The organism is Spongiibacter marinus (assembly GCF_016906995.1).
Classification (GTDB): domain Bacteria; phylum Pseudomonadota; class Gammaproteobacteria; order Pseudomonadales; family Spongiibacteraceae; genus Spongiibacter; species Spongiibacter marinus.
The window spans coordinates 502,809-522,483 of record NZ_JAFBBD010000001.1 but is presented as its reverse complement, the minus strand read 5'-3'; the positions used below and the strand labels follow the sequence as shown (position 1 = coordinate 522,483).

General features: G+C 56.9%; 15 protein-coding genes. 8 read left to right on the top strand and 7 right to left on the bottom strand.

Features of this window, described 5'->3' with window-relative positions; all coding sequences use genetic code 11:
* Positions 1–7: 7 nt before the first annotated feature.
* Together HNR64_RS02490 and HNR64_RS02485 are read left to right on the top strand one after the other, a co-directional pair.
* Complete coding sequence (locus HNR64_RS02490) at positions 8–1,294, top strand: dicarboxylate/amino acid:cation symporter (protein WP_204995003.1); 1,287 nt, start codon at positions 8–10, stop codon at positions 1,292–1,294.
* Complete coding sequence (locus HNR64_RS02485; protein WP_204995002.1) at positions 1,291–2,466, top strand: hydroxymethylglutaryl-CoA reductase; 1,176 nt, start codon at positions 1,291–1,293, stop codon at positions 2,464–2,466. The genes HNR64_RS02490 and HNR64_RS02485 overlap by 4 nt, the downstream gene beginning before the upstream one ends.
* Positions 2,467–2,488: 22 nt before the next feature.
* Here the strand turns inward: HNR64_RS02485 and HNR64_RS02480 are convergent, their stop codons facing one another.
* Positions 2,489–3,805, bottom strand: a complete 1,317-nt coding sequence (locus tag HNR64_RS02480) for a sigma-54 interaction domain-containing protein (RefSeq protein ID WP_204995001.1) — start codon at positions 3,803–3,805, stop codon at positions 2,489–2,491.
* A 211-nt stretch (positions 3,806–4,016) separates the two neighbouring features.
* Between HNR64_RS02480 and HNR64_RS02475 the strand changes: the two genes are divergently transcribed.
* From HNR64_RS02475 to HNR64_RS02455, 5 genes are all read left to right on the top strand, one after another.
* Complete coding sequence (locus tag HNR64_RS02475; RefSeq protein ID WP_204995000.1) at positions 4,017–5,390, top strand: cytochrome ubiquinol oxidase subunit I; 1,374 nt, start codon at positions 4,017–4,019, stop codon at positions 5,388–5,390.
* Entirely contained in the window at positions 5,390–6,382 is a 993-nt protein-coding gene (locus tag HNR64_RS02470; protein ID WP_204994999.1) for a cytochrome d ubiquinol oxidase subunit II, read from the top strand. The genes HNR64_RS02475 and HNR64_RS02470 overlap by 1 nt, the downstream gene beginning before the upstream one ends.
* Before the next feature lie 385 nt (positions 6,383–6,767).
* A complete protein-coding gene (locus HNR64_RS02465; RefSeq protein WP_204994998.1) occupies positions 6,768–7,658 on the top strand; it encodes an MBL fold metallo-hydrolase in 891 nt (296 codons plus the stop codon).
* Between the two features lie 14 nt (positions 7,659–7,672).
* Positions 7,673–9,364: a bifunctional protein tyrosine phosphatase family protein/NAD(P)/FAD-dependent oxidoreductase gene (locus tag HNR64_RS02460; RefSeq protein ID WP_204994997.1), complete on the top strand. Its 1,692-nt coding sequence runs from the start codon at positions 7,673–7,675 to the stop codon at positions 9,362–9,364.
* 81 nt (positions 9,365–9,445) lie between these two features.
* On the top strand, positions 9,446–11,203 hold the full coding sequence (locus tag HNR64_RS02455) for a SulP family inorganic anion transporter (protein ID WP_239547439.1): 1,758 nt from the start codon (positions 9,446–9,448) through the stop codon (positions 11,201–11,203).
* Between the two features lie 20 nt (positions 11,204–11,223).
* Here HNR64_RS02455 and HNR64_RS02450 read toward each other — a convergent pair whose 3' ends face one another.
* Complete coding sequence (locus HNR64_RS02450) at positions 11,224–12,231, bottom strand: 2-hydroxyacid dehydrogenase (RefSeq protein ID WP_204994995.1); 1,008 nt, start codon at positions 12,229–12,231, stop codon at positions 11,224–11,226.
* 179 nt (positions 12,232–12,410) lie between these two features.
* Between HNR64_RS02450 and HNR64_RS02445 the strand changes: the two genes are divergently transcribed.
* Positions 12,411–12,656 (top strand): DUF5062 family protein, encoded by a 246-nt coding sequence (locus tag HNR64_RS02445; protein ID WP_036256911.1) that lies wholly within the window; start codon positions 12,411–12,413, stop codon positions 12,654–12,656.
* An 84-nt stretch (positions 12,657–12,740) separates the two neighbouring features.
* On the opposite strand, the gene HNR64_RS02440 is transcribed toward HNR64_RS02445, so the two are convergent.
* The 5 genes from HNR64_RS02440 to HNR64_RS02420 all read right to left on the bottom strand — a co-directional run bounded on the left by HNR64_RS02440 (position 12,741) and on the right by HNR64_RS02420 (position 19,654).
* Complete coding sequence (locus HNR64_RS02440; protein ID WP_204994994.1) at positions 12,741–15,026, bottom strand: xanthine dehydrogenase family protein molybdopterin-binding subunit; 2,286 nt, start codon at positions 15,024–15,026, stop codon at positions 12,741–12,743.
* A 1-nt stretch (position 15,027) separates the two neighbouring features.
* Positions 15,028–15,561, bottom strand: coding sequence for a (2Fe-2S)-binding protein (locus tag HNR64_RS02435; protein WP_204994993.1), 534 nt, complete (start codon positions 15,559–15,561; stop codon positions 15,028–15,030).
* Between the two features lie 196 nt (positions 15,562–15,757).
* Positions 15,758–16,357: a YqaA family protein gene (locus HNR64_RS02430; protein ID WP_204994992.1), complete on the bottom strand. Its 600-nt coding sequence runs from the start codon at positions 16,355–16,357 to the stop codon at positions 15,758–15,760.
* The gene (locus HNR64_RS02425) at positions 16,357–17,118 is read right to left on the bottom strand and encodes an START domain-containing protein (protein ID WP_204994991.1); all 762 of its coding nucleotides are present in this window, start codon (positions 17,116–17,118) and stop codon (positions 16,357–16,359) included. Before HNR64_RS02425 ends, HNR64_RS02430 begins: the two co-directional genes overlap by 1 nt.
* On the bottom strand, positions 17,090–19,654 hold the full coding sequence (locus HNR64_RS02420; RefSeq protein ID WP_204994990.1) for a TonB-dependent receptor: 2,565 nt from the start codon (positions 19,652–19,654) through the stop codon (positions 17,090–17,092). The genes HNR64_RS02425 and HNR64_RS02420 overlap by 29 nt, the downstream gene beginning before the upstream one ends.
* Positions 19,655–19,675: the final 21 nt, after the last annotated feature.

The following is a 19,675-nucleotide window of genomic DNA, read 5'->3' as shown; positions in this document are numbered from 1 at the left end:
ACGCACTATGCCCAAACTCGCTTTGCACTGGCAAATTGCTATTGCCATTTCCCTCGCCGTTATCGCTGGCATGCTCGGCGGCGCCGATGCCGAAATTGCCGGCATTAAATTACTGGCGGTATACGCCTTTCTCGGCACGCTGTTTTTAAACGCTCTGAAGATGTTAATCGTGCCTCTGGTCAGCGCCTCGATTATCAGCGGCATGGCCGGTATTGGCGGCGACAATCTGGAGCGCCTGGGCGGTAAAACCCTGCTGTTTTACGCCACATCCAGCCTCATTGCGATTCTGATCGGACTGACGGTCGTCAATATTATCCAGCCCGGCGTCGGCGACACCGAAGCCCTCGCCGCCAGCTTGAGCAGCGACAACGCCGAGCTCAACGCCACCCTCGCCAAGGTCGAAGGCCGCAGCGCCGCCGATATTGTGCAAGTGTTTGAGCGCATGATCCCCCCCAATGTGATCGCGGCAGCGGCCAATGGCCAAATGCTGGGGCTGATATTTTTCAGCTTGCTGTATGGCTTTTTCCTCGCCCGCAGCGACTCCGAGCACGCGGAAGTTCAGCTTAACTTTTGGCAGGGCTTGATGGATATTATGACCAGCATGACCATGTGGGTGATGAAATTTGCCCCCATTGGGGTTTTTGGTCTGGTGGCAAAAACCGTCGCCGGTACCGGCTTTGACGCCTTTGCGCCCATGCTCAAATTCTTTTTTGCCGCCGCGCTGGCGCTGGCGCTACACGCCTTTGTCGCCATGCCGCTGGTGCTTCGCTACCTAGGCAAAGTACGGCCAGTCAAACACTATCAGGCCATGGCACCGGCAATGCTCACCGCCTTTTCCACCGCCTCCAGCTCCGCGACCTTGCCGCTTACGATGGAGTGTGTGCAGGACAAATCCGGTGTTTCCAAACGCACCAGCGGCTTCGTGTTGCCGTTAGGCGCAACCGTAAATATGGATGGTACCGCCTTGTATGAATGCGTAGCAGCCATGTTTATCGCCCAGGTCTACGGCCTGGACTTGAGCTTCGCCCAGCAATTCACCGTGGTAATGGTCGCCCTGCTAACCTCGATCGGTGTGGCCGGCATTCCCGCCGCCAGCCTGGTGGCCATCTCCGTCATCCTTGGCACCATTGGTCTGCCACTGGAGGGCATCGGCCTATTGCTGGTGACCGACCGGATTCTGGATATGATGCGCACCGCGGTGAATGTATTTAGCGACTCCTGCGCCGCCGTGGTAATCGCCCGTAGTGAAGGCGAACAAACAGCCATTGCCATTGAACAGGGCAACCGCCGATGAGCGAGCGCAAGCGTATCCCGCGCCTCAAAGGCAATGACTACTCGGAACAGGCCGCGCAACAACGCCGCAGTTTCCTTGAAGAGCAAACGGGTACGTCACTGACGAACACCCGGCATTACTCTCTCGACCCAGCAAGCGTGGAGGGAAACACCGAGAACTTTATCGGCGTTGTACAAATGCCGCTGGGCGTGGCCGGGCCCTATCGCATCAATGGCGAACATGCTCAAGGCGACTTTTACATCCCCATGGCAACCACAGAGGGAACGTTGATCGCCTCGTATAGCCGGGGCATGAGGTTGGTTAGCGAGTCAGGAGGATGCACTGTTACCGTCGTTGGCGAAGCCATGCAGCGCGCGCCCCTGTTTGAGCTTGCCTCTGCCCGCGAGGCACGCGCGTTATCACAATGGCTTGAGGAAAATTTTGCGGCAATTAAAGCCGAGGCCGAAAGCTCAACACGCGTTGGCACACTGGAAAATATTCAAAGCTGGGTAATCGCCAATAAACTGTTTACCCGCTTTAACTACCTAACCGGTGATGCCGCCGGCCAAAATATGACGGGCAAAGCGACCCACAAAGCGTGCCAGTGGGTCCTTTCAAACTTCTCCGGCATTCAAAATTTTTCCTTGTCGGGCGGCATAGAAACCGATAAGAAGCACTCCCATATGAACCTGCTTCACAGCCGTGGAAAAAAGGTGGTCGCTGAAGCCGTCATTAAAAAAGAGCTGCTGCAGAGCCTGATGCGCGCCGAACCCGAACGCATGGTGCGCCTGCGCCAACGTACAATTGTTGGGAGCTTATTGGCTGGCTCAGCCTACAATGGCCCGCACTCGGCGAACGGCATTGCCGCGATGTTTATCGCCACCGGACAAGACGAAGCCAATGTCGTTGAGTCCCACGCCGGTATCGCCTTTATGGATCTTACCGACAATGGCGACCTGTATTATTCCGTCACCCTGCCCTCGATTATCTGCGCCAGCTATGGCGGTGGCACCGGCTTGGCGACCCAGCGTGAGTGCTTGGAAATGATGGGCTGTTACGGTGAGGGCAAAGCCCACAAACTCGCGGAAATTATCGCGGCAACCGTCCTTGCCGGAGATCTATCGCTGGCGGCTGCCATAGTTTCCGATGAATGGGTATCCAGTCACGATCAGCTCGGTCGAAATCGCCCCTAATATTGAACTGGTAATTCGCCGACTACTCCTCCAGCCGCCGATACAGCGACCGCAGGCTGATACCGGCAATGTCGGCGGCTTTTTCCTTGTCGCCATTGCAATGCTGCAGCAGCGACTTGAGATACTGTTGCTCTTGCGCCTTTAAGTCCAGCCAGGGGCCCTTGTGAGGCGCGGCGGGACTTGGCGCGGGCTCTGCCTGGCGACCCTCTTGCCCAAAGCAGCGCTCCAGCACCGCGAGGTCGATAATACTGGAATGGGCGAAGATGGTGGCGCGCTCCAGGATGTTTTTCAGCTCGCGGATATTGCCCGGAAAATCATAGTCCTGCAGGCGCTTTACCGCAGAGTCGGTGAGGCGATAACCGCCATTGGGGCTGAGCTTTTTCAAGATCGAGCGGGAGATCAACGCAAGGTCGGCGCGGCGCTCACGCAGCGGTGGCAGGTGGATGGGAAAGGTATTAATCCGGTAGTAAAGATCTTCGCGGAACTGGCCCTCGGCGATCATCGCTGGCAGATCTTTGTTGGTGGCACAGATCAAGCGGAAGTCGGCCAGCTGAGGTTGGGTGCTGCCCACCGCGCGATAACTGCCGGTTTCCAGCAAGCGCAGCAATTTTACCTGCATACCCAACGGGACATCGCCGATCTCGTCCAGAAACAGGGTGCCGCCACGAGCCGACTCAAGCAGGCCCGGCTTATTGCTCACCGCGCCGGTAAACGCGCCCTTCACATGACCAAACAGCTCGCTTTCAAACAGGGTGTCGGTCAAGCCCGCACATTCAACAGTAACCATCGCCTTGTCGCAGCGCCCACCGGTACTGTGGATCGCCTGCGCGGCCAGCTCCTTGCCGGCGCCGGACTCGCCGAGCAACAACACCGAGGTGTCGTGGGGGGCAACCAGATTTATCAGCTCCAACATGGTGTTAAACGCCGCGCTGCGGCCCACCATATGGTCGCTGCTGATCTCCGCACTGGCGCTGCGCACTGGCTTGAGCATTTCAATAAAGTAGCGCAACTCTCCATTGCGACCTTTAATGGGTAGCATCTCTACATCAATATGCTCGCGACCACGGGGGGTATTGTGGATATGCAGCACGCGTTCGCGCTCGCCACTATGGGTACACGCCTGAAGCGGGCAGCTCTCGCCCGCCTGATCGCAGGGCTTATCGTAGCCATGAGACACCCTGAAACAGTGATCGCCCACCGGCACATCGCCAAAGCTTTGCTGGTAACGCTGATTACTCGCCACAATCTGGTAATCGGGCGTCAGTAGAATGGCCGGGTGCTCTAAGCCGTCGAGCAGAGACCGAAAATCGAGGTCGAGGTCTGTAGCAATTTGTCGCATCGTCTTTGCCAGAAATGACAGGTATTCTGACAAGACTGACACAAAACCTGGCACGCTGCGATACACATTGCCTTTCGAAAACCGCTCGCCTGATTTTTATCCATCAAAATCAATGCTTTGCGGAATTTTCGCGCACTGGCACACACATTGCTGTGTATCTTAGTACAAATCGGAATATTGGAATTCCGTTTAGATATATAGAGAGGAGCTTATGGATATCGACCCCCTTGTGCTGGCGCGCATACAGTTCGCCACCAATATCAGCTTTCATATCCTGTTTCCCGCCATTTCCATTGGCTTGGGCTGGTTGCTGCTGTTTTTTCGGGTGCGCTTTACCCAAACCGGCGACAAGGCCTGGGAATATGCCTATTACTTCTGGGTGAAGATCTTTGCCCTGACCTTCGCCATGGGCGTGGTCTCGGGCATTACCATGAGCTTCCAATTCGGCACCAACTGGCCGGGCTTTATGGAAAAAGCCGGCAATGTCGCCGGGCCGCTGCTGGGCTATGAGGTACTGAGCGCCTTCTTTCTGGAAGCTTCATTCCTGGGCATTATGCTGTTCGGCAAAGACCGCGTATCCAATCGCATGCACCTGATCAGTACCTTTCTGGTGGCATTCGGCACGACGCTTTCGGCGTTCTGGATTCTCAGCCTGAACTCGTGGATGCAAACCCCCACCGGCTACTACCTGGAAGACGGCGTGGTCATGGTGGAAAGCTGGTGGGAAGTGATCTTCAACCCCTCTTTCCCCTACCGCTTCTTCCATATGGTAATCGCCTCTGTACTGACCAGCGCCTTCCTCGTTGCTGGCGTCAGCGCCTGGCGGGCACTGAAGAATGTCGACGGCCCCGCCACCTGGAAGATTATGCGCACCGGCGTGATGGTTGCCGCGGTGCTGGCCCCGCTGCAAATTTTCATCGGCGATCTGCACGGCCTCAACACCCTTGAACACCAGCCGGCAAAAGTCGCCGCCATGGAAGCCATTTGGGAAACTGAGGAAGGCGCCCCCTTCACTGTTGTCGCCATTCCCGACGAAGAGAGCCGCAGCAATAAATTCGCGCTGGAAATTCCCTACGCCGCAAGCCTGGTACTTACCCACGAACTCAAGGGCGAAGTTAAGGGCCTGAATGAGTTTGTTGGCGAGCACCCACCGGTTGCGATCGTGTTCTGGTCTTTCCGTGTGATGCTCGCCATCGGCGGACTAATGGTACTGGTCGCGTGGTGGGCCGCCTGGGCACTGCGAAACGGCCGGCAGGCCAGTAAACCCGTACTCGCGGCGCTCTCAGCGATGACCTTCTCCGGTTGGATCGCGGTGCTGGCCGGCTGGTACGTTACCGAGATTGGCCGCCAGCCGTGGATCGTCGACGGCGTACTAAAAGTCCAGGACGTTGTCGCCGACCACAGCGCTGCCACCGTTAGCGGCACCTTGTTCGGCTATATCCTTCTATACCTTTTCTTACTGGCTTCCTACATCGGCGCGCTGCGCAATTTGTCAGCCAAGCCCGCTGCCTCGTTGATCTTAAACCCGGCTGGCACGGCGTCAGCTAACACCAACGATAACACCGCGAAAGGGGGAGAATCGTAATGGAATACTGGCTACCGATTATTTATATGGCGGCAATGGGCTTGTCCCTGCTGATCTACGTTATTCTCGACGGCTACGACCTCGGTGTTGGCATGCTTATGCCGCTGGCCAACGACGCCGAAAAAGACATTATGGTCGCCTCCATTGGCCCCTTCTGGGACGCCAACGAGACCTGGATTGTGCTCGGCGTGGGGATTCTATTAATCGCCTTCCCCATGGCCCACGGCATCGTGCTCACCGAGCTGTATCTGCCGGTAACGATCATGCTGATGGGCTTGATACTGCGCGGCGTGGCCTTTGACCTGCGCGTCAAAGCGGGTGACCACCGCAAAGCGCTGTGGAACCGCGCCTTTTTCGTCGGCTCACTGGTCGCCTCAATGGCTCAGGGCTGGATGCTCGGCGCCTACGTCACCGGCCTGCAATCCAATACCACCAGCCTGCTGTTCTCGGCCCTCATCGCGCTAACCCTGCCCGCGCTCTACCTCACACTGGGCTGTGGCTGGCTGCTGATGAAGACCGAGGGCGACCTGCTCACCAAAGCCATTGGCTGGGCGCGCAAGTCCGTGTGGCCCATGGGCCTGGGCCTGTTGCTGGTGTCTATCGCCACGCCGCTGGTCAGCGACGCGATTGCGGAAAAGTGGTTCAGCTGGCCCAACTTCCTGATTCTGGCGCCCATCCCGGTGCTGTCTCTCGCCGCCTTTGCCGCGATTGTTGCCCTGCTTAACAGCGACAACAGCATCTACCGCGGCCACGGCTGGAAGCTGTATGCCAGCACCGTGGCCATCTGCGTATTGGCCAGCCTCGGCCTTGGCTACAGCCTGTTCCCCAACATCATCATTGGCCAAATGACGATCTGGGATGCCGCCGCCTCGGTCAACGCCCTGCAATTTACCCTGGTTGGCGTTGTGCTGACCCTGCCGATTATTATCGGCTACACCATTTTCGTCTACCGCATCTTCCACGGTAAGGCGACCCACCTCTCCTACGACTGAGCAGCAACAGCCACTGCTCATTGGCGGGCTGCGCGCAAGCGGGCCCGCCTTTTTTATGCCCGCGCCTTCAGTCGACGTCATCTATCAGCCACTTCCAGCCCCCACAGAACACAACTCTGCCAAATGTGACGAAGTTTCTGCCAGATCTGGCAAAAGCAAAGAGGTTTTATTTGCGACGGCAGCTCAAGCAAGCTCGAATAAAATTTAATTCACAATAATTACAATAACTTACGAGCAATATTCGTTTTTGCCGTGTCTTGGCACGAATCCTGTTACTACAATCATACGGAATATAGTTATTCCAATTACGCATAACCGAGGCCGCGTTATCGCTGTACGCATCAGGGACCGATACCGCTCGCGACAAAAGTAAGAGGATTGCATCATGCACGACAATATCTCCATCGATTTCGACCACAAACCCGAAGTTATCGCCTTCTTCGACGAACCCACCAACACCTTTTCCTATGTGGTGAAAGACCCCAGCAGCAACGCCTGCGCGGTTGTGGACTCGGTAATGGAAATCGACTATGCCGCGGGCCGCCTGTCGCTGGTGGGTGCCGACAAAATCATTCAGCACATTCGCGACAATAAACTGAGCCTCGAATGGATCATCGAAACACACGTGCACGCCGACCACCTGTCAGCAGCGCCCTATATTCAAGAAGCGCTCGGCGGTCAGATCGGCATTGGCGCCAACATTACAGTGGTGCAGGAAACCTTCGGCAAAATCTTTAACGCCGGTACAGAGTTCGCCCGCGACGGCTCGCAGTTCGACAAGCTGTTTAACGACGGCGACGAATACCACGTGGGCAATATGCTGTGCCGCGCCATTCACACCCCCGGCCACACCCCGGCGTGCATGACCCATGTAATGGGCGACGCAGCATTTGTTGGCGACACCTTGTTTATGCCTGACGGCGGCACTGCCCGCGCGGACTTCCCCGGCGGGGACGCTCGCGTTCTCTATCAATCGATCCAGCGCGTGCTATCGCTGCCCGATGAAACCCGCCTGTTTATGTGCCACGACTATATGCCCGGCGGTCGCGAAGTCGAATACGAAACCACCGTCGGCGCGGAGAAGCAGTCCAACATCCATGTCCATGTCGGCACTAGCGAGGCTCAATTTGTTGCCATGCGCGAGGCCCGCGACGCCACCCTCGATATGCCGCGGCTAATCCTACCTTCGCTGCAGGTCAATATGCGGGCAGGCCACCTACCCGGCGCCGATGACAACGGCACGGTGTATCTGAAATTACCATTGAACGTACTTTAAGGGTTGGGCAAGGCATGGAATACAAGCAAATAGATTCAGGGCTGACGGTATCCGGCCAGCTCACTGTTAACGACCTGCCGGCACTGGCGGAAAAAGGTGTGAAAACGCTAATCTGCAACCGCCCCGACGGCGAGGGCGGCGATCAGCCGGGCTTTAAAGAAATCGAAGCCAAAGCCACCGAGCTGGGCATGAGCTGTCACTATTTGCCGGTCGTCAGTGGCAAAGTCAGCGACGAAGATGCCGCCAGCTTTGGCGAGTTGCTCAGCGGCCAAAGCGCGCCGGTCCATGCCTATTGCCGCAGCGGCATGCGCTCTACCACCCTGTGGGCACTGAGCCGCGGTGAAGAGATGAGCCTGACAGACATCGTCGACGCTGCCGCCAAGGCCGGCTACGACATGAGCGGCGTAGCCGCGCGTATCGCCGCCGCCCGCAATGGCGACAATACCGCCGAGGGCATTGCCAGCTACGATGTGCTGATTGTCGGTGGCGGTGCCGCCGGTATCTCCACGGCCGCCAGTTTGGTGAAACGCTGCAAAGGCATCTCCGTTGCCATTATCGACCCCGCAGAAAACCACTACTACCAACCTGGCTGGACCCTGGTCGGCGGTGGTGTGTTCACCCCTGAGCAAACCCGGCGCAGCATGGCCTCACTCATTCCCAAGGGTGTGGAATGGATCAAGGCCGCCGTCGCCGCCTTCGACCCCGACAACAACACCGTGGTACTTGAAGGCTGCCGCCTACTGAACTATCAACGCCTGGTGGTTGCCGCCGGTATCAAATTGAACTGGGACGCCATTCCCGGCCTGAGCGAGACACTGGGCAAAAACGGCGTCACCTCAAACTACCGCTATGACCTGGCGCCTTACACCTGGGAGCTGGTAAACAAGGTTCGCAGCGGCCGCGCGATATTCACCCAGCCGCCCATGCCGATTAAGTGTGCCGGCGCTCCGCAAAAAGCCATGTATTTATCTTGCGACCACTGGCACCGCGAGGGGCGCTTAAACAATATCGACGTGGAGTTCTACAACGCTGGTGCGGTGCTGTTCGGCGTTGCCGACTACGTACCGGCACTGATGAAATACGTCGACAAATACCAGGCTAAACTCAACTTTGGCCACACCCTGACCCGCATTGACGGCCCGGCAAAAACCGCCTGGTTCGCCGCCAAAGACGAACAGGGTAACGACGTGGAGGTCAGCCGCGAATTCGACATGATCCACGTGGTACCGCCGCAAGTCGCCCCCGACTTCATCCGCAATAGCCCGCTGGTCGATGGCGCTGGTTGGGTCGATGTCGACCAGGCCACCCTACAGCACAAGAAGTACGCCAATATCTGGGCACTGGGCGATGTAATGAACGCCCCTAACGCCAAAACCGCAGCGGCGGCGCGCATGCAGGCACCCATTGTCGCCAATAACATCGCGACCGATATCAGCGGTCGCAGCAGCGACATTGCCCACTACAATGGCTACGGCTCCTGCCCGCTTACCGTAGAGCGCGGCAAGATCGTACTGGCGGAATTTGGCTACGGCGGCAAGCTGCTACCCAGCTTCCCCAAAATGATGCTCGACGGCACCAAGCCATCTCGCCTGGCGTGGTTGCTGAAAGAGAAAATTCTGCCGCCCATATACTGGCAGGGCATGCTCAAGGGACACGAGTGGCTGGTTAAGCCCACCATTGGTGAAGACGCACCAGCGAAAAAATAACCCACCCTTTCGCGCCGCGGATGCGGCGCTGTTTTTTCGTTTATGTGCAACACCACAGCCGCGACTGGAGAGGACAGCATTTTGAAAGGCGCACTCAGCCAATACTTACCCATCCTGGAATGGGGAAAGCAGTACAACCGCGGGCAGCTCGCCTCCGACCTGCTGGCGGCCGTCATTGTGACGATCATGCTTATCCCGCAATCGCTGGCTTACGCCCTGCTCGCCGGCTTGCCTCCCGAAGTTGGTCTCTACGCCAGTATGTTGCCACTCATCGCCTACGGTCTGCTGGGCAGCAGCCGCAGCCTGTCGGTGGGCCCGGTGGCCGTGGTCTCGCTGATGACGGCCAGCGCCGTCGGCCGCATTGCCGAGGTCGGCAGCATGGGCTACCTCGACGCCGCCGTGCTGCTGGCATTGTTCTCCGGGGCGTTCCTGCTACTGATGGGCGTTCTGCGAATGGGCTTTCTCGCCAACTTTCTGTCCCATCCGGTGATCGCCGGTTTTATCACCGCCTCGGGTATTATTATCGCCGTCAGCCAGCTTCGTCACCTGCTGGGCGTGCACGCCCACGGCGACAACCTCTACGAAATTTTGCTCAGCCTTGCCGAGCAAGCCAGCCATACCAACCTCTACACCTTAGCGGTCGGTTTGCCGGTGCTGATCTTTTTATTCTGGGTGCGCAAAGGCCTGCAACCACTGCTGGAAAAACTGGGGCTGTCGCCCTTTGCCGCCGCCATGGTCAGTAAAGCGGGCCCGGTTGTCGGCGTGGTGATGACCAGTGTTGCCGCTGTCGTCTTCGACCTCGGCGCAAAAAACGTGGCATTGGTCGGCGATGTGCCCAGCGGCCTGCCCGCCCTGCGCCTGCCACCACTGCACCACGAGGCCTGGCAGGAACTGTTGATCTCGGCGATTTTCATTTCGGTCATTGGCTTTGTGGAGTCGGTGTCGGTGGGCCACACCCTGGCCGCGAAAAAACGCCAGAAGATCAGCCCCAATCAAGAACTCATCGGCCTCGGCGCTGCCAATATCGCGTCGTCGGTATCGGGCGGCTACCCCGTTACCGGCGGCTTTGCGCGCTCGGTGGTGAATTTTGATGCCGGCGCAGAAACCCCCGCAGCGGGCATGTTTACCGCCATCGGCATCGGGCTGGCGGCAATCTTCTTCACGCCGTATCTGGCTTACCTTCCCAAGGCGACGCTGGCGGCAACCATCATCGTTGCCGTGCTGTCACTGGTCGATTTATCGATTTTGAAAAAGACCTGGGACTACGGCTATTCCGACTTTATCGCCGTTGCCAGCACCCTGTTCGTCACCTTAGTGGCGGGTGTTGAAAGCGGCGTGGCCTGCGGGGTATTTGCCTCGTTAGCCCTGCATCTGTACAAAACCTCCAAGCCCCATATGGCAGTGGTCGGCGAGGTGCCGGGCACCGAGCACTACCGCAATATCAACCGCCACTCGGTGATTACCCACGACGAGATTCTGTCGCTGCGCATTGACGAAAGTCTGTATTTTGCCAATGCCAGCTTTATTGAGGATCGCATCTACGCGTTGCTGGAGGACTACCCGCATACCCGCCACGTGGTACTGATGTGCACCGCTGTGAACGAGGTGGACCTCAGCGCACTGGAAGCACTGGAAGCGATCAACGAGCGTTTGGGCGAGCGCGATATTGCCCTGCACTTATCTGAGCTGAAAGGGCCGGTCATGGATGTGCTGTGTAAAACCCACTTCCTCAAGCAACTTACCGGCAAAGTGTGGTTGTCGCAGCACCTGGCCGTTACCGGCATTGTTGAAGAAATGAACCAACACAAGGCCGATAACACCGAAAACTGGGATATCTAAGTCCGCAGGGAAAAGGTGATTCAGCCGCGTAGCTGCGCGGCTGAAATTTCATTGTTGCAGGCCTTTCCCTGCTCCACATCGCTGAGGTTTTGCAGTGTGGTGGCGGCAATGCTCGCCAGCGCCTCGGCGCTGAAAAAGCCCTGATGGCCGGTAATGAGTACATTGGGGAAGGTCAGTAAGCGCGAGAACACATCGTCGGTAATAATCTTGCCCGACAGGTCCTCGAAAAACATATCGCCCTCCTCTTCGTACACATCCAGCCCGAGATAACCAATTCTCATCGTCTTTAGCGCGGCAATCACCGCGACGGTATCCACCAGTGCGCCGCGGCTGGTATTAATCAGCATCACGCCCGGCTTCATTTTGGCGAGGGCGCGGTCATCGATCAGGTGGTGGGTGTCCGGGGTCAGAGGGCAGTGCAGGCTGATAATATCCGCGCGCGTTAGCAGCGCGTCCAGCTCGGTGTATTCCACGCCAAGGCGAGTACAGCGCTCATTGGGAAAGGGGTCGGCGGCAATCACCGTACAACCAAAGCCGCGCATAATGCGGCAAAACGCCTCGCCGATATTGCCCGTTCCAATCACCCCCACCGTCTTACCGTGCAGGTTAAAGCCCAGCAAGCCTTCCAATGAAAAATTGCCCTCGCGAACGCGGTTGTATGAACGATAAATTTTTCGGTTCAGCGCCAGAATTAAGGCCACCGCGTGCTCTGCCACACCTTCCGGCGAATACCTGGGCACACGCACTACGGTAATGTCGTGGGCCGCTGCGGCGTCGAGATCGACATTGTTAAAGCCCGCACAACGCAGCGCCACCGTATGAATGCCCAGCGCAGCCAACTCCGCCAAACAATCATCGCCCAACTCATCGTTTACAAAGGCGCAGACCGCATCAAAGCCCTTGGCCAAACCTGCCGTCGCCGCACCCAGGTGGGCATCAAAAAATGCCAGCGCATGGCCGTGGGGCTGGTTCGCCTTAGCGAGAAACTCGCGATCGTAATCCTTGGCTCCAAATATCGCGACTCGCATTCCATCTCCTCAGCACAAAATTTTCTAACTGCATTGAGTGTAGCAAGGGCCTCGGCGGATGGGGAAAACCCCTTCTGACGAATGAGTGATGCCTTATTTCTGTATTCCTGTCGCAATGCCTGGCGTTTCTGCTGTACCTTGAGTGCAGCGCTTTCACTTTGCGCGCGGGGAAACGACCAATGAAAAAAATCGATAACGAGAAAGAGTGGGTAAGAAAGGCTATCAATATTGGCAGCGCCTACGCAGAGAAGCGCGGCGCCGCCCAGTTTGAAGACGGCGACTCCAGCAACGAACGGCTGGAATTTATCTACCGCCTGTTAGTGCGCGACAAACTCATCCAACCCATGCCCGAGCTACAAGTATCCCAGCAAAGCATTCGCCACCGCTTGGCACTGTGGGCAAAATCGCTGGATAAAAAGGCCTGAGCCGGATGCGATTTGCCCGCCATGGCGACAAATACCGTTACAAAACGGGCGCGCGGCGGGCAGACTGTCCCGCCGCGCAGCCAGCTATGCCTGCATCGCCGCTTTGACATCCGCGGGACGAATTGGCAAGTTCCGCAAGCGCGCACCCACCGCGTTAAAAATGGCATTGCCAATTGCCGGAGCCACCGCGATCAAACCCGGCTCGCCGAGCCCCGTGGGAAACTCCGTGTTTTGTACAAAGCTGATATCCATGTCTGGAACATCCTTCATACGCAAGGGTTGATAGCTATTGAGGTTGTTGTCAGCAACTTGGCCATCCTTAATTGCCGTGCCCTCATGCAAGGCCAAACTCAGGCCCCACAACATGGCACCTTCAGTTTGCGCCAGGGCGCCGTCGGGGTGCACCACGGTTCCGCAGTCCATAACACTGGTGAGCTTAAGCACCGTAACCTGCCCCGATTCGGGGTCCACTTTGACGTGGGCCACGCAGGCGCTCCACGTTGGCATGGTGCGCTCCTGACCGGCGGCAACGGCCACACCCAGGCCCTCGTTGGCCGGTAGCTTGCGACCCCAGCCCGCCTTGCGAGTGGTTTCCCGCAAGACATTGGCCAGCCGCTTAGCGCCACCTACCGCCTCCGGCGCGTTGCCGGCATTCTTTCCCTTAGCGTCGAGCAAGCTCAGCCGGAATTCAGCGGGATCTTCGCCCTGGGCGTGGGCGACCTCATCCATGAAGGACTCAACCCCCCAGCCTATCCAGCCTGGCCCCACCGCACGCAACCATCCCGGTACAAAGGTCTTTTGTGCCAAGGGGTTATTGATGGCCCGCACGCGGTGATGGTCGAGACTGTACCAATGGTCGGCGCCGCTGATAGAAAAACTATCGACCTTGGTTTTCTTATCGACGCTATCGGGCATGAACCCGGGCGCCATGGTGAGTGTTGGCCAGCCTGCCGCGGCGGCGTGCTCAATGCCCAGCAGATCACCCTCGCCACTCCAGTAGGCCGCAAAGTGCTGTACAGACGGTGAGCGAATGCAGTCAAAGCGAGAGTCATCCTCACGGGTAAACACTAACTTCACCGGCTTACCAGTCGCCTTAGCAGTAAGTGCGGCAGGCACCATATAATCGCCCGCTAACCTCCGGCCAAAACCACCACCGAGATAGTGCTGATGGATCACCACTTTGTCTTCGCCGAGGCCGACTGCCTTAGCCACCACCGGCAAGAACAATGACTGCCATTGGTTGCCCGTATACACGTGGCAAACACCATCTTTAAACTCCACCGCAGCATTGACCGGCTCTAATGCAAAATGCAGTGCCGACGCGGTTCGATAGCTGCCTTCAATGGATTTTTTCGCGCGCTGCGCCGCTGCGTCGATATCTCCATGATCGACAAACAAGCCACCCGCTGTTTTATCGGCGACTAGCTTCTCACCTTCAGCGATAAGATCCTCTTCGCTGACATTGGCCGTTTCCCCCGCGCGGTATTCCACTTTGATAGCATCGGCAGCTTTAACCGCGCCGTAGTAACTGTCGGCCAAAACAGAGACCCAGCCCTGCAAAATATCACTGGGATCACTGAGCACCTCGTAACCCAAATACCCCTTCACGGCTTTTGCGCCGCTGTCATCAACATTCAACACAGTCGAACCGTAGCGGGTTGGCGGAATGAGGGGGCGCGCGTAGATCATTCCTTCCAGCTCAACGTCGATACCATACTGCGCCTCACCGGTCGTTTTCACCGGGATATCCAAGGCCCGACTCGGCTTGGCAATTAACTGACGGTTGTCAGGTTTTTTCGGAGAGAATTTGGCGAGCTGGTCTTCGCTGTAGGTTTTATCAATCTTGCCGCGCTTCACAATATCGGCAAAATCCAAACGCTGGCTGCCACAAATCACTTGGCTGTTTTCCGTGCGGCAGTCTTTCGCTGCCACCCCAAGCAGCTCGGCAGCCGCTTCAACCAGCGCCTCTCTACCCGCAGCACCGGCTTGCGACATCGGCACATACGACTGAAATACCGACCAGGAGCCGCCCGTCACCATATACCCCCACTTGGGGTCGGTATCCACGTGATTAAAGCTCACCCTATTCCAATCGGCACCCAGTTCATCGGCCACGATACGCGCCAGCGCTGTGCCCACGTGCTGCCCCATCTCCGCACGGGTTACATTCACTAAAATGGCGCCACTTTGGTCAATCTCAAACCAGATAGTGGGGTTGAAACGCTTGCTGTTTAGTCGCTCGGACGCCGACTCAGAACTGCACCCAGACAAGATCGGCGCGAAGGCCAGCATTACCCCTGCCCCCGCCGATGCAATAAGAAACTGGCGGCGATTCACGCCCGTGTTGTTGGCATTTTTTATCCGTGACATCTTAACTTACCCCCTGTTTTTCAGACGCTTGCGTCGTGGTGCTATCCACCACCGTATTGCGCTTAGGGTCGTAAATTTGAATGGTGCCATCACTGCTCTGGGCAACTTTTTTTATCGCCCGCTTAATGCGCACATAAGACATGCACCGACAGAGATTGCCCGACATATGCTGCACAATCTCCTCGTCTGAGGGATTCGCCTTGTTCGCCAGTAGCGCCGCCGCCTGCATGATCTGACCAGACTGGCAGTAACCACATTGCGGCACTTGCTCCTCCACCCAAGCCTGTTGCAAGGGGTGGCTACCCGCCAAACCCTCAATGGTACGAATATCCGCATTGTTCACCGCACTTAGCGGCAGCGAGCACGAACGCATGGGGTTGCCGTTCATGTGCACCGTACAGGCGCCACACATCGCTATACCACAGCCAAACTTGGTTCCTTTTAGCCCAAACTCGTCGCGAATAACCCAAAGTAAGGGGGTATCTCCCGGCGCATCTGAGGACATCTTCTTGCCGTTCAATGTAAAAGTCGTCATCCATTTCACCCGTGTCGTAGCAAAACCTGCCTCCCAGTGTAGCTACATCTGACAGATCTACCCAACTCAGCACAGACGGACTCATTCTCGGGATACCACAGGCTTAGCCATTACGTGCCACCCCATTGCGGGGCGGATAGACTCTCGGTAGCGGCAGGTTCGCCACGTCTACAAAAGGGCGATGCGAACTCAGCGCTTAAAGAATGTTAAACAGCACCAAGGCGTAGGCGTAGAAACGCAGAAAGCGGGTTAAGCCGATCAATAGGAATGTTCGGAAAGGATACTCGATCATCCCGGCAATCGTGCTCGCCATCGCAAACGGAATTGGCAATAGCGCAGCGATGACGATAAAAACACCGCCCCATTTTTTCATAAACTCGACGTGCTCGGCGTGGCGTTCAAAAAGATAACGATGCACCGAGGGAATGTGTTCAATACGACTGCCTATGCCGTACGCCGTAATACCACCCAGGTATGAGATAGCCGCGAGTACCGTCACCATCAGGTAAGGTGCTTCCGGGAACCGCGACTTCGCCCACAGCATAAACAGGTCGGGCGGCAACAACCCAAGAATGGATTCAGAAATATAAAACAGCGGGAAAACATAGGTCGGCGGCAAGCGCTGCTCAATAAAAATCCGCAGGCCTTCCTGATATAACGCGAGATACGGCCTTACTAGCCAAAGCAGCGCGACGAGTGCGGCCATCACCGTCAAGGCTTTCAGCACATTCACGGTAATGAGGGTGTAAAGTTCACTGCGCTGATCGAGTGAAAATGACTTTTGTGGGCTCCTCATCACTCCGCCTCTTCCGGCTGACCAACATGGTAACGATGCTGCGAATTTCGATTTTTATAATTATCGCCACTTGCCGCCAAGGCCTGATTTTCAGATTCGAGAATTTGGCGAAGACTATGCAAGGCATTGTACGGCCCATTGACCGAAAGCGCGTTTATAAGCCAGCCTGGGATCGGCCCACCCGGTTCGGCGTGGATCACCGTGCTTAGGCGAACACTAGAGGAACCGGTGCGTACCAGGGTCCATGTTCCCTCGGCTTTTTCCACACGTACGCGGTCATCGACAATTGACGGTATGGTGTTGTCAGCGTGGGAGAGGATGCGCGCCTGCGAACCATCGGGCGCTACCGACCACTGTCGGCGTAGCAGCATGTCTCTGTCGCTAACCGGCCAGGGCAAGTCATTAACCACGTAGATAATATCTTCGCTTTCCGACAGTTTTTTATATACCGATGCCTCGGTGCACACCTTATCCCAGCGCGGCCGCTGACCGGCATCAAGTAACAGAGCGAAGGCTTTTTCGAAGGGCGCATTAATGTCCACCTCGGCTTTCACTTCACGCGTTGCCGAGTCATGGATCTCGCGGCTGGAGACTTTTATGCCGTCCTCATACTTATCAACCCGCCACACCGTCATGCTTTCCCCGCCCCACAAACTGAGCGGGACGAAGAAGGCCACTGTTGCGGCGCAGCGAAGCAGCAGACGAAGCGCGCCGCTGGCGCGCACGCGGCCTCTAAAAACGGTAGCCAAGTTCGACTTCATAGGTTGTATCTACATAAGCGCCACCGAAGTGAGTACCCCGAAAGCCCGGTGTATCCTGAGCGGCAGCCAGCGATTCACGGCCGGTAATGTTGTCGCCGAAAAAGCTAATATGCCAAGTGTCGTCCATCGACTTAAGGCCAAGCCGCACACCGTAGGTAGTGCCAGAAATGCGCGTATCGATTGGGTCGAGGTCAGTGGCCAGGGCCACCTCGGATGAGTAGCTCGCGGTAATGCCTGCCAGCGTTAGGAAGGGCCAGTTGAAGGGCTGCCCCTGCCAGCCCGCCGTGAAGGTGGACTTAATTTCCGGTACCAACCGCAGGCGTCGGCCGGTGAGGTCACACGGAGGTGGGTTGGTATTTTCAGCCGTACAGGCGGCCTGGCTAAATTCAGAATATTCCGATTCCGTGAAGGCGCCATTCAGGCCGAGCAGGATGCCGTAGGGCGTCATCAACATGCCCTCGTATTCCAAACCGTAGATCGTTGCTGACGCCGCGTTCTCCACCACGTAGGCCACGCCATTGAAGGTCGATACCTGAAGATCGCGAAAGTCGGTGTAAAACAGTGACGCATTAAAACGCGCCGCGCCGCCCAACCATTCGGTTTTAGCGCCCAGCTCGTAAGTCAGCGCGGTTTCGTCGTCAAACTCCAGGTTTATGTCGTTGCTTGGCTGGCCGGTGAAGCCACCAGACTTATACCCTTTGGCGGCAGTAAAATACGCCATTGCCGCATCGGCGAAGTCATACTTCACAGAGAATTTGGGAATGAAGTTGAAGGTTTCCCGTTCACGCTCCGCTTCAAACTGTGTATCCCCGGCAATAATCACCGGGAAGATAGTCGCCCCTTGAGGGTTCGGGCCGAGGCAATAACCCGCTGGGGACGGGATGCCGCCAAGCCCAGGCAAATCCACAGGCAGCAGCTGGTTGCACGCCGCACCAGAAATAACCGCATTCCCCTCGCCACCGGTAACGTTATTAATCAGGCGGTGACCGGTATCGAGGGTTTTGTCTTCATAATTTAAACGCCCACCAAAAGTGGCCGACCAGCGCTCTGTGAAATGCCAGGTGACCTGCCCAAACAGGGCAGCGCTGCCGGTGATCTGGTCGAAGCGCGTTAACGCCGTTTCGATGGGTGACGGACCACCAGCCAGTGTTTGTCGCGCCTGGATCAATTGACCTGCCAACTGGCCACTGTTGGCATCGTTGAGCACCTGATCCTGACACGCTTCCGGGTCGGGCGATTGCAAGCAGGCCATGCGCTCGCCTTCACCCGTCACCTGTAGCAACTCGGTCAGCAGTAAAAATTGTTGGATGTTGTAATCGGCCTGCAAGTCCGACTTCATGAAAAATAACCCACCGACAAACTCAACATCCCCCGGTGGTGAAGTGATGCGAAATTCCTGACTGTACTGCTCCAGCACTTCATTGTTATCAAGGATAAGAAAAGGAATCGGTGAAAAGTCGGCATCCAACCTCACCTCTTCGTCCAACCAGGTGTAGTTGGTAATACTGGTAAGCAGGTAGTCATTGCCGAAACTCCAGTCGGCTTTCAAGGTAACGTCATAGGCGTCGCGCGCTACACGGCCCTGCGTATCTTTCGCTGTTCGCTCGTCGAAAGGGTCTGCCGTGGTTTCCGGGTCAAACACCTGCATGGCCGCGAGATGGCGGTCACGCGCGCGAATAAGCTGACTACCCTCGCCATGCTGGCGGATCAGCGCTGCGTTCAGTGTCAGGCCAATGGTCAAATCCTCGGAGGCGTCCCATACGACGCGCAGGCGCGCATTTTGGGTATCGATATTCTCTTCATCGATCTCTGCCGTGGTGTTGTAAACACTGCCATCGCGAAGCTGACTCATCAGCGCGACTCGCCACCTGAGCGTATCCGTTATGGGCCCCGTGGCCATCAGGCGTACGCGCTGTTGGTCCAGGTCACCCAGTAGCACGTCACCCTTAAAACCAAATTCTGTGTCGGGCATGGCGGTGCGAAAGTGTATCGCACCGGCCGAGGCATTTTTACCAAACAGGGTACCCTGCGGGCCGCGCAGCACTTCAATCGCCGCCAGGTCCATGGTGGCCTGATTAATATATGAAGCGCGACCGTAGTAAACATCGTCGATCAGCAATGCCACCGATTGTTCAAAACCTCGGTTATAGCTCGACCCCAAACCGCGCATATAAATACTGGGAAACGACGGTGTTGCCAGCACGTCCAGGTTGGGCACATATACCGCCACTTCGTTCATGTCGGCCATGTTTTTGTCGACAATGTCATCGCCACTAATCGCGGTAACAGATAGCGGTACGGACTGTATGTCTTCCTCTCGCTTCTGCGCCGTGACGACAACTTCTTCAAGGGCATTGCGCTGCCGCTTAAGCGATTGCTCCTCCGCGCTAACCTCGGGATTAGCGGCCGGCGCTGCGAAACCCAGAGCCGGAGCCGCCAGTAGGCTCGCCACAAGCAGTGGTTGTAAGCAGGGTTTGCTCCGCTTAAATAAAAAGTGATTGAGCGCGCTGAAACACCCTCTTGTGTCGACTGACATTTACGCTTCCCCTACTGCTTA